This window comes from Barnesiella sp. CU968 (assembly GCF_905219685.1).
GTDB lineage: Bacteria > Bacteroidota > Bacteroidia > Bacteroidales > Muribaculaceae > Lepagella > Lepagella muris_A.
Genome location: NZ_CAJMXD010000064.1, coordinates 1 through 10,529 on the forward strand (window position 1 = coordinate 1; position 10,529 = coordinate 10,529).

The window sequence follows — 10,529 nt, forward strand, 5'->3', positions numbered from 1 at the left end:
ATAGAACAGCAAGCGAGAAAACTATTTTTTTCATCTCTTTAAAATTTAAAATAATAAAACAATATTCTTTGCTATCAAAAACGTTGCAAAGTTAATATAAATTTTTTTCATGGAAGAAAAATCTTCAATTTTTTTATCTATTCTATTTAAAAAATGTAAAATTTAACACTTTTAACTTAAAATTGACCTTAAATTAACAATTGCAAATTGTTTCTCATGCCAAAATTTTACTTTACAAACACCTTGACAGCCTTTGTTCCGGTTTTAACAATGTATATGCCTGAGGGTGCAGACACCGAAAAGTCTGTTTTTTCAGATTCCGCAATGAGGCGTGCGTTTATGTCGTATACGCGTACCGGAGATGTGGCACCGGTCACAATTATCTTGCCTGCGAGACCAGTGACGTATGCTTCATATCCGCTATCGGGTGTGATTTCTTTCACTTCGCTCACTGTTTTGGAGGCTACGACCACGTAGCAGTTTGCCGGAACGGTTATTTTTCCGGTTGTGGCATTGAAAGACGCCTCGCATCCGTGACTTTGAGAATAAATCTCATATGCGGAGTTGTCGGCAGTGCGGAATGGAACGGGTATATCAAGTGTGCCGCTCGTGTTGGGGTTTATGGCGCAGTATAGTTCTTTATTGTCGTTGCGGGCTGTGATAAGGCGTCCGTTAGTCCAGTTGCTGATATTGCACTGCATCGAGAAGTCTATTCCTGATTCCGAAGAAGGGAAGAGGTCTTTGTTTCCGAGACGCAAGGAGATCAGCTGTTGATAGGACTCGAACAAGCCTTTGTTTTCAGGATTGTCAAGGAGAGTCCAGTTTACTATTTTGGGGTCTGTGTTGTTACTTCCGTTTGCATTTTTTGTGTTCTGGGAGTTTCCCATTTCCGAGAACTGCCAGATCATGTGGCTGCCAGGAACAAGAATCATCTGTGCAGCCGCCGCACCGAGACGCTGACAGCTTGCAGTCTTATTCCCTTTTACTCCCGTCACTCCGTATTGCTGCTGCTTATATGCGAGGCGTTGTTCGTCATGACTTTCAAGATATGATACGGTGGATCCTGCCGTGCGTTTGTCCTGAATAGCCCACATGCGGTTCAGGTTTGACTCTGAAGAATATCCCATTGCGAACTGGCAACCGGCGTTGTTGATATTCGCCCAGTTCAGCTCTCCGTCTTCGGCCATCATATTCTCTTCCTTGGCATCGGCAAGATTCTCGTTGATGAAATATGCCTCAGGATTTACCTCCTTCATATATTCATGAATACGTTTCATGCGGTCCACACGGCTCTGGTTGAATGCGTTTGTCGCCGACTCTCCTGAATTGGCGTATGAGTCGTTGTTTCCGAGACCCTTCACAAGGTCGAAACGGAAGCCGTCTACCTTATACTCCTCAAGCCAGTATTGAACAACATCTTTCCATTGACGCTCAACAAGCGGGTATCCCTGATTCCAGTCGTTGAGCACGCTGTAGGCGTGAGGCGCGTTTACATTATAGAAAGGATTTGAACCCGGGGTATACATCATATACCATGGATGCATGCCGTCAGACTGGTTGAAAACCATATCCAGAATGACAGCTATTCCTTCAGCGTGACATTTGTCGATAAACTCTTTATAATCCTGTGGCGTTCCGTATGCCTTGTCAATGGCAAAATAGAAGTTAGGGTTATATCCCCAGGATATGTTGCCGTTGAATTCGTTTATAGGGAGGAGTTCGACAGCGTTCACACCGAGTGATTTAAGGTAGGGAATCTTTTCTATGGCTCTCCGGATTGTTCCGTCTCCGAGTGCTTTTCCTTCCGTGCCTGTGAAGTCGCGGACGAGAAGCTCATATATAATAAGGTCTGTTTTGTCGGGGGCGGTGAAACTTTTGGTCTGCCATTCGTAATCGTTGATATTGTCGGCGAAGACAGCAAGCGGGGTTCCGCTCAGTTTGTCGATTGGATATTCAGGTAGATCCGGATATACATCGGCAGATATGTATTTGTCGTTATAAGGATCAAGGGTCAGTCGTGCGTATGGATCGCCGACTTTGATTGAATTGTCGACAAGGTAATAATACATCACTTGGGTGTTTCTCGGAATCTGGTTCTCCGGCAGAGTCACAGTAAAAAAGCGGAACGGGATGCCGTCGATTACTTCATCTATATAATTCATGACCTGTGTGCCGGATGCTTTATAACCGTTCCAGCTGCCAATCACCATTACATTCTGTTTCTGTGGAGCGGCTATGCAGAACGTTACCGAACCATCGGCGTTTCTTGTCGCACCCATCGCCGGAGCAGCGGCGGATGGCAGCGGGCGGGAAGCTCCCGCCCAGCAGAGAGAGATTGTCTCTGTCTTTGTCTGGGAGCCGTCATCGGCTGTTGCCGTCACAGTGTAGTCTCCGACACCGGGAAAGGTATACTCTGCGGTAAGAGTCTTTACAGATGAGGCGTTTTTGACGGTTGTGCCGTTTACTGCAATCGAGAGGTTTGCCTCTTTTGTGGAAGAGAGTGTGAATGTCACGTCACAGGTCGTTGGCGTGATTACTTGATCTGTGGCGGAAGAGGTGAATGCAATCTGAAATCCCTTGTCGGAAACAGGCACTAAGATATCCGTGTTGCCTGTGCCTTTCCCTTCTTTGGTGCCGTTGGCGTTTCTGAAAACAAAACATAATTTGGAGATACGGATGTCAGCGGGAACACCATAGAACGTGCGGATATCTCCGATATTGAGTTTCCAGAGATTTGCCGACACATATTCGAGCTTGCATTTGGGCAGATTGGTGTTCCATGCGGCAGGGACGTATTGCCAGTCAGATACTTTCCCGTTGTCGTCGATTGTGGATACGCCGGTGTGGGCATATAATGCCGTAGATGCCGGCTGGTCTTTAAGACCCATGTTGCCTTGGTCGGCGTGGAAATAGATCACCACATTCTGCGAGTCTTCCTGAAGAGGAGAGGGTTCGGTTGTCACGACCTGCGCGTTCATGCCCAAAGCACCGGCAAGTAACGCAACTGCCGCGAGTAAATAGATTTTAAGCATTGTGTAAGAATTTATTTGGTTAAAAAGTTGTTAGAAATATATGTCGGCAGAATCGAAAAGATATATTTCAGCAGAGATGTAAAGATGTATGTGAGGAGACAGGAGAGCGGGAGCGTGTCGGGGTTATTTCTCCTCGTCATCGGGAGCGATATAGGATATTTCTCGCATTTCGCGATATTCTTCCCAATCCGGGTCGGATTCCGCCTCAATGAGCAGAGGCATCTGTTCCAGAGGTTCGAGAGCGCGGTTGAACACGCGTCCGAATATATTAAGGTTCTGTGTGTAGAAAACCCAGTCGCGTCTGCCATCGCCGGTATATATACCGGTCATGTATGCGACTTTGTCTTTTTTGAATTCAGCCAACATCGCATCGGTAGCTTTCTCCATGAGTCCGGCATCGGCATCATCCGGCATTCCCGACGGGAGAGCCTGATAATCCCATGACACAGTGACGCGATAATTGAATTTTCCCTTTGCGATTATTTCATCCATATAGTCGCGTCCGGTGACTATAATCGTGCTTCCGTTTTCAGCTTCGGTAGGAGCGGACCACCATCTTTCTTTCATCTGCGTTCTGAATAAAGTGGAATTTCAATGCATGGAGTGTCGAGATAGACACCCGGTCGGAAACAATGTGCCTTAAAGAATTTTGTGAGGTCGATCTTCTTTGATACGTTGAGCGGGTACTTGACCTGAAAAGACTTTCCTTTCTTATATGCCATTGCCTGGAACACAACCCGTTCGATCTCTGAGATGTTCTGTTGGGTAAATGATGCGAGGTCTATCATCTCGTTGGGGGCGACTTCTCCGGTGAAAAGCGGTTTCCAGGCTTTCGCCTCGTTGTCGCGTATGAGAACAGAGAAATAGAGGAAATAATTTGAATCGTTTACCAATGCCGCGTTAATTCGTGAAGTGGAGAGAGCCTTTGCATTTTCCGGTTCGAAAACCAACGCTACGGTGATGTCTTCACCATATTCTGTTTCTTCCACAGGAAGTTCGGGTTCAGCGACGTTATCCGTTTTTCGGGAGTCTGCGCTTTTCTGAGGGGCTGCGTCGCGGACACTTTTCTTGCCGTCATCGAAAGCCTTCTGGTCGAACATCATGCGTGCGCCCTTCTTTTCGGGTTCATGACCGGCAGGGAGCACCACTACCACTTCGTTGAGAAGCACAGGTGTCTCGAAGCCGTCTTCCTCGACATATGCTATACGTCCCTCTATTTTTGTTATTTTGCCGCCGCCTGTTGTGTTCAGGAATCTGACGGTATCTCCTATTTTTGCCATTTATAAACAGAATTTAAGCGGATATCCAGATAATCGGACTTAATATATTGATTTAATTAATGTGAGAGCTTTTGAAACAGTCTGTAATGTCCGGTTATTTGATTTTCCAGAAGTATAATTTATCAGACGGACGCACTTTCTCCGGCACAGGCATAGAGAACAACTGTCCTTTAGTCACGCAGTCAACCGGTTTGAGGTCAAACCTCAACTCTTTTATAGTGAAGATCAAGGCTCCGGTTGTCGGTCCTGTAATCACCACTTCATCGCCCGTGTGCAGTTCACCCGCCTCCATAAGGAATTCCCCGATACCTATTTTTGAGAAATACCTCATCGCTTTGCCGGCATAGCTCTTGACGCGTGTCGCGCTTGATCCGTATTTGGCGCTCCATTCCCCAAGGCGTTCGCCCATATAATATCCGTTCCAGTATCCGCGGTTGAATATCTTGACGAGTCTGTCATCCCATGCGGCTATTTTCTCTTCGTTGTATGTGCCGTCGGTGATTGCCTGAAGAGCTTCCGAGTAGCATGCCACCGCTTCCGCCACATATTCCGGTCCTCGAGCCCTGCCTTCGATTTTGAATACCCGTACCCCCGCGTCAACCATTTTGTTCAGGAAATGGATTGTCTTGAGGTCTTTAGGACTCATTATATATTGGTTGTCGATTTCGAGTTCATCGCCGGTTTCTTTATCCCGTACCGTGTATGCTCGGCGGCATATCTGGTTGCACGCCCCGCGGTTCGCGCTTGAATTCATTTCGTGAAGGCTCATGTAGCATTTCCCGCTCACCGCCATGCACAGCGCTCCGTGGCAGAACATTTCGAGTCTGATTTTCTCGCCGTTCGGGCCGCATATGTTCTCTTTCTCTATGGCATGGTGTATTTCTGCGACCTGCTCCATGTTGAGTTCTCTGGCAAGCACCATCACATCGGCGAACTGCGAATAGAATCTCACAGCCTCAGTGTTGCTTACATTGACCTGAGTGGAGATATGCACTTCCTGTCCTATTTCGCGTGCATACATTATCGCCGCCATGTCTGAGGCAATGATAGCCGATATGCCAGCTTGCCTGGCACGTGAGATTATCATTCGCATGGTTTCCATGTCGTTGTCATAGATCACCGTGTTTACGGTAAGGTAGGTTCTGACACCTTTCTCCGCGCATATTCCTGCTATCCTTGCCATGTCGTCGGCGGTGAAATTCGCGCTTGAGCGCGAGCGCATGTTCAATCCCTCGATGCCGAAATATACGGCATCGGCGCCGGCGGCGAGTGCAGCGGCGAGAGACTCCCAGCTCCCCACGGGAGCCATTATTTCAAAATCCTTACGGTTCATTTATGTGCTATGTAGTATGTTACGGCTCCGAAAGTTAGCGATTTCCACCGGCATCCGGTAAATCCGCAGCTTTCCATCACGGATGTCATATCATTGCGCTGAGGGGCAGCTGCGATGCTCTCCGGAAGATATGAATATGCCCGGGTATCACCCGAGACAATTCTTCCTGCGAAGGGGATTATATGGTGGGAATATATGTTGTATAACGCGAACGGAATCTTCGAGGCAGGTCGTGAAAGCTCGATTACGCAGAGTGTGCCTCCGGGACGCAGTACTCTTAGCATCTCCCTGTAACCCTGTTTCAGATGTTCGAAGTTACGCACTCCGTATGCCACAGTAATCATATCCTGCGAGTTGTCAGGCAGAAAGAGGTCAAGCGAGTCTCCCTGAATGAAAGATATTCGGTTTCGTGCGGAAGCGTCGCACTTGGCAAGTTTTTCCCTCGCCACCTCAAGCATGCCGTCGGAAAGGTCAATGCCTGTGATTTCAGCTTCCGGAAAACGGCGGTGGAGATCGAAAGCCACATCACCCGTGCCTGTAGCGATGTCAAGAATCGCACGGGGAGATGACGACAGTTCCTTCGAGGCGGCGTCAAGTGCGCGTGAACGCCACCATCGGTGAAGACCGAAAGTCATCGCCGTGTTCATGAAATCATATGCCGGAGCGATGGAATCAAACATCTCTTCGACCTGATCTGTTTTATCTCTTCTGTCGGAATATGGCGTTACCAGTTCCGCTCCGCTTTTTGTCTCATTCATTAGCCTGTTTTCTTGAGGTGTCTGTTGAGTGTTCTGACAAACTTTTACAGTTTCTTTGCGAACGAGCGTCTGTGGCGATGCTGGCGTGTAGTGAAATATTCCCACTGGCTCTGCACCTTGGCGTTGGTCTCCATTTCCGGATTTGATTCCGCGTATTTGTATCCGTTCCTGATATAATAAGGAATAAGATCCTGAAAAAGCAGGGCGTTCACGCCTTTGTTCTGGTATTCCGGATGCACTGCTACAAGAAGCAGATCTACTCTGTCGTTTTTCCCTTTGAGTCCTTTCAGGAGATGATACCATCCGAGAGGAAGCATCTTGCCTTTGGATTTCTGCAATGCGCGGCTCATTGAAGGCATTGATATCCCGACACCGACGAGTCTTCCGTTTGAGTCGGCGATGAGGGTCACCAGATCGAGATTGAGGAGGTTCAGGTAGATGTCGATGTAGTGGTCTATCTGTCGCTCAGTCAATGTCGAATACTGGTACAGGTCCTTGTATGCTTCGTTAATGAGATGGAAAAGGGCATGTCCGTATTCCATCTTGATTCGTTTGCGGTTTGTGTATTTGAGAACCTTGAGCCCGTATTTCTTTTTTACAATCTCCGCAATCCTGTTGTATTTGTCGGGAATACTGTCGGGCACCTCCATCAGAAACTCCAGCCAGTCGGATTCTTTCTTATAGCCGAGTTTCTCCATATGCTCAGGATAATACGGGTAGTTGTATATCGTAGCCATGGTGGAAAGTTCATCGAATCCGGCTATGAGCATTCCTTCGTGGTCAAGGTCTGTGAATCCGAGCGGACCGATAATTTTCGTCATGCCTTTCTTGCGGCTCCAGTCTTCCGCAGCCTTGAGAAGAGCGGCGGATACAGCCGGGTCATCTATGAAATCGATAAATCCGAATCGCGCGTCTTTGGCTCCCGATTTCTCGTTTATCTGACGGTTTATTATTGCGGCTATTCTGCCTACGGGTCTGCCTTCGCGGTATGCCATAAAATATGCGGACTCGCAGAAATCGAAGGCAGGGTTCTCGTCGGGCATGAGCGTGTACACGTCATCTGAAATCAACGGAGGCACGTAATAAGGGTTTCCGTCATAAAGATCTATCTGAAACTGCGTGAATTTTCTAAGATTTGCCTTTGTTGGTTCTATTTGCTTTATTTCAATCATCTTTCTCTGGAAGTAATCTCTACTTGATGTGAAGCGTCAGCCATATCAAGAGTGCGGTCATCAGGAGGATAAACACGCATATGATGGTGAAGAGCTGCTTTGAGTCGCGTTTCTCTAAGGCAAGCTGCAGGTCGGAAATTGAATGGTAGGCAGGGTTCTCACCAATGCATTTGCCCGCTATTCGTTTCAGACGTGGCAAAGTTGCCGGGAGATGGTCAAGCACCTCGTTTACAATCTTGCCGTAGCTGCGTATGTCTTCAGTGGCATCAAGCGGGGTCATGCTCGATTTCTGAGCATACCCCACGTTTATGAGTTTGAGGTTTTCGTTATACTCTGTGAAGATTATTGTCTCGGGAGTGATGGAATCGTGTACAAGATGATTTTCCTGAATATATTCCATCGCATCAAGGAGCTGTGTCTCGAGGCGTCGCACGATCTTGGGAGTAAGCCGTTTCTCATCAATGAGTCTTCGGAGGGAATATCCGTATACGTCATCTGTAATAATGGCAAGTCCGACCCCTGGCACTTCCTCAAGGTCGTTTACCATAACAATGTTCGGATGGGCGAGGTTGTAACGTGTGTCAAACTCGTTCTCAAGCATCTTGCGGTATTCCGGACTGTCGGCATACTCCTTCTTGAGAGCCTTGAGCATAACCCACTTGCCATGCTTCTTGATGGTGTAGACATCATAATACTTCTCACCCCATTCGGGGAGCAACGTCAGATCCGACCATTTTCCGGTAGGATCGCTGATCGGAATCTTTTTCTCCTCTTTGCTTATGTATCTATTTTTGTCCATTTTTTTCTATTCTATATAGTTCCTGAATAGGGTGTAATAAGGAATGACAGGGCGCGGAAGGGTCATGACCGAAGTCCGTATGCCTAATCTATGATGTCGAAACCGGTATATTTGCGCAGACATTCGGGAATTACGATTCCTTCCGGTGTCTGGTAATTTTCGAGCAATGCCGCCACGATTCTCGGCAATGCGAGAGCAGAGCCGTTCAGCGTGTGGCACAGGTGTATTTTCTTGTCTTCGTCGCGATAACGGCATTTCAGGCGGTTTGCCTGATAAGATTCGAAGTTGCTGACAGATGAAACCTCAAGCCATCGTTGCTGCGCTGCCGACCAAACCTCGAAGTCGAATGTTATTGCAGACGTGAAGCTCATGTCGCCGCCGCAAAGTCTGAGAATATGCCAGGGAAGTCCGAGTTTCTCAAGGAGTCCCTGCACATGGTCTTTCATCTCTTCAAGTGCAGCATATGAATTTTCAGGTTTTTCGATACGCACGATCTCCACTTTGTCGAACTGGTGCAGGCGATTCAGTCCGCGCACATCCTTGCCATAGCTTCCAGCTTCGCGTCGCCAGCAAGGAGAATACGCGCAGTTTTTCTTTGGCAGCTCAGTCTCCGGAATAATCTCGTCACGGTATATGTTGGTGACGGGAACTTCTGCAGTGGGTATGAGATAGAGGTTGTCGAGAGTGACGTGATACATCTGACCTTCCTTATCGGGAAGCTGACCTGTGCCGTATCCTGATGCTTCGTTGACTACAAACGGAGGCTCAACCTCTACATATCCCGCTTTCCATGCCTCGTCAAGGAAGAACTGAATGAGGGCACGCTGCAGACGTGCTCCTTTGCCGACATAGAACGGGAATCCCGCGCCGGTCACTTTCACACCAGTCTCGAAATCTATGATATTGTATTTCTTCGCGAGTTCCCAGTGGGGGAGTGCGTCTGCGGGAAGTTCCGGAACCGTTCCTCCTGTTTTCTCCACAACGTTCTGTTCTGCGGAAAGCCCTTCAGGCACCGCGGCGCAAGGCATATTGGGAACGGTAAGCAGAAGATTCCGCATTTTCTCCTCGCATTCCGCAAGACGGTCCTGCAGACCTTTGGTCTCACCCTTGATGCGAGCCACTTCCTCCTTTACTTTCTCCGCTTCCTCTTTTGCTCCCTGTTTCATGAGCGATCCGATTGAAGCCGCGAGTTTTTTAAGTGAAGAGGCATCGTTGTCGGTTTTCTGCTGAAGGCGTCGGCGTTCGGCGTCTATTTCAAGTATTTCCGTGATTACTGCACGTCCGTCAAATCCTTTGACAGCGAGACGGGAGATTACAAACTCCGGGTCTGCTTTTATTGTCTGTATGGTAAGCATGTTGCTGTATTTTACTGGTTCTGAAATGTTTTGGAAACTCTTTAAGAAGCTGTTTAAACACTCTCTGGGAGTTTCGCAAGTAGAGTCTTTACCGTTTCGGAGATTACGCGTCCTTCGGCGCGTCCGGCAAGGCGTTTTGACGCGACACCCATAACTTTTCCCATCTCTTTGGGTCCGGTGGCACCGGTCTCGGCGATGATTGCCGAAATCTCTTTTTCAAGTTCCTCTGTAGAAAGCTGTTTTGGAAGATATTCTTCAAGCACCGCTGCTTCGTCAAGTTCGTTCTGTGCGAGTTCAGGGCGATTGTTTTCAGTGTATATCCTGGCGCTTTCCTTGCGTTGTTTCACCATCTTCACAAGGATTTTAGTAGCCGCGTCATCCGACAGTTCGCCGTTGGCTCCTTTAGCTGTCTTGGCTTCAAGGAATTCTTTTTTTGCGCCGCGAAGAGCTTCGAGACGTACTTTCTCACGAGCGAGCATCGCTTTCTTGATGTCTTCGCTGACCTGATCAAAAAGATTCATAATTTATGTTGTAATGTTTCTTAAACAAATTTTTTTGACAGCAGGTTTACTGCGTTTTTATGATGAGCCAGTGTTTGCCAGTCTATCATTTTGTGCTTTAACCTGCTTCAACTTGCAAAAATAACAAAAATACTTTTAAGATGAAAACCTTAGTGTCAAAAACATAAAAAACAAAAAGGTCTTTTCTCACGAAAAGACCTTTTCGGTGGGCGATTACGGATTCGAACCGCAGACCCTCTGCTTGTAAGGCAGACGCTCTAAACCAGCTGAGCTAATCGC

Annotated in this window: 9 protein-coding genes and 1 tRNA gene; all 10 read right to left on the minus strand. The window is 47.7% G+C overall.

Going from position 1 to position 10,529, the window contains the following annotated elements; genetic code table 11:
* Positions 1-227 precede the first annotated feature (227 nt).
* The gene (locus JX312_RS04140; protein WP_204457159.1) at positions 228-3,032 is read right to left on the minus strand and encodes an alpha-amylase family glycosyl hydrolase; all 2,805 of its coding nucleotides are present in this window, start codon (positions 3,030-3,032) and stop codon (positions 228-230) included.
* Between the two features lie 123 nt (positions 3,033-3,155).
* On the minus strand, positions 3,156-3,599 hold the full coding sequence (locus tag JX312_RS04145) for a DUF695 domain-containing protein (protein WP_123407386.1): 444 nt from the start codon (positions 3,597-3,599) through the stop codon (positions 3,156-3,158).
* Complete coding sequence (locus JX312_RS04150) at positions 3,596-4,312, minus strand: DUF2027 domain-containing protein (protein ID WP_123407384.1); 717 nt, start codon at positions 4,310-4,312, stop codon at positions 3,596-3,598. The genes JX312_RS04145 and JX312_RS04150 overlap by 4 nt, the downstream gene beginning before the upstream one ends.
* Before the next feature lie 94 nt (positions 4,313-4,406).
* The gene (locus JX312_RS04155) at positions 4,407-5,645 is read right to left on the minus strand and encodes a peptidase U32 family protein (RefSeq protein WP_124030073.1); all 1,239 of its coding nucleotides are present in this window, start codon (positions 5,643-5,645) and stop codon (positions 4,407-4,409) included.
* On the minus strand, positions 5,642-6,403 hold the full coding sequence (ubiE, locus tag JX312_RS04160; RefSeq protein ID WP_124030074.1) for a bifunctional demethylmenaquinone methyltransferase/2-methoxy-6-polyprenyl-1,4-benzoquinol methylase UbiE: 762 nt from the start codon (positions 6,401-6,403) through the stop codon (positions 5,642-5,644). Before ubiE ends, JX312_RS04155 begins: the two co-directional genes overlap by 4 nt.
* Positions 6,404-6,447: 44 nt before the next feature.
* Positions 6,448-7,575 (minus strand): GNAT family N-acetyltransferase, encoded by a 1,128-nt coding sequence (locus JX312_RS04165; protein ID WP_124030075.1) that lies wholly within the window; start codon positions 7,573-7,575, stop codon positions 6,448-6,450.
* A 19-nt stretch (positions 7,576-7,594) separates the two neighbouring features.
* Positions 7,595-8,374, minus strand: coding sequence for a protein kinase (locus tag JX312_RS04170; protein WP_124030076.1), 780 nt, complete (start codon positions 8,372-8,374; stop codon positions 7,595-7,597).
* Positions 8,375-8,457: 83 nt separating this feature from the next.
* Complete coding sequence (serS, locus tag JX312_RS04175; RefSeq protein ID WP_123407374.1) at positions 8,458-9,729, minus strand: serine--tRNA ligase; 1,272 nt, start codon at positions 9,727-9,729, stop codon at positions 8,458-8,460.
* A gap of 53 nt (positions 9,730-9,782) precedes the next feature.
* Positions 9,783-10,250, minus strand: coding sequence for a GatB/YqeY domain-containing protein (locus JX312_RS04180; protein ID WP_123407372.1), 468 nt, complete (start codon positions 10,248-10,250; stop codon positions 9,783-9,785).
* A gap of 206 nt (positions 10,251-10,456) precedes the next feature.
* Positions 10,457-10,529: transfer RNA gene (locus tag JX312_RS04185), tRNA-Val, on the minus strand.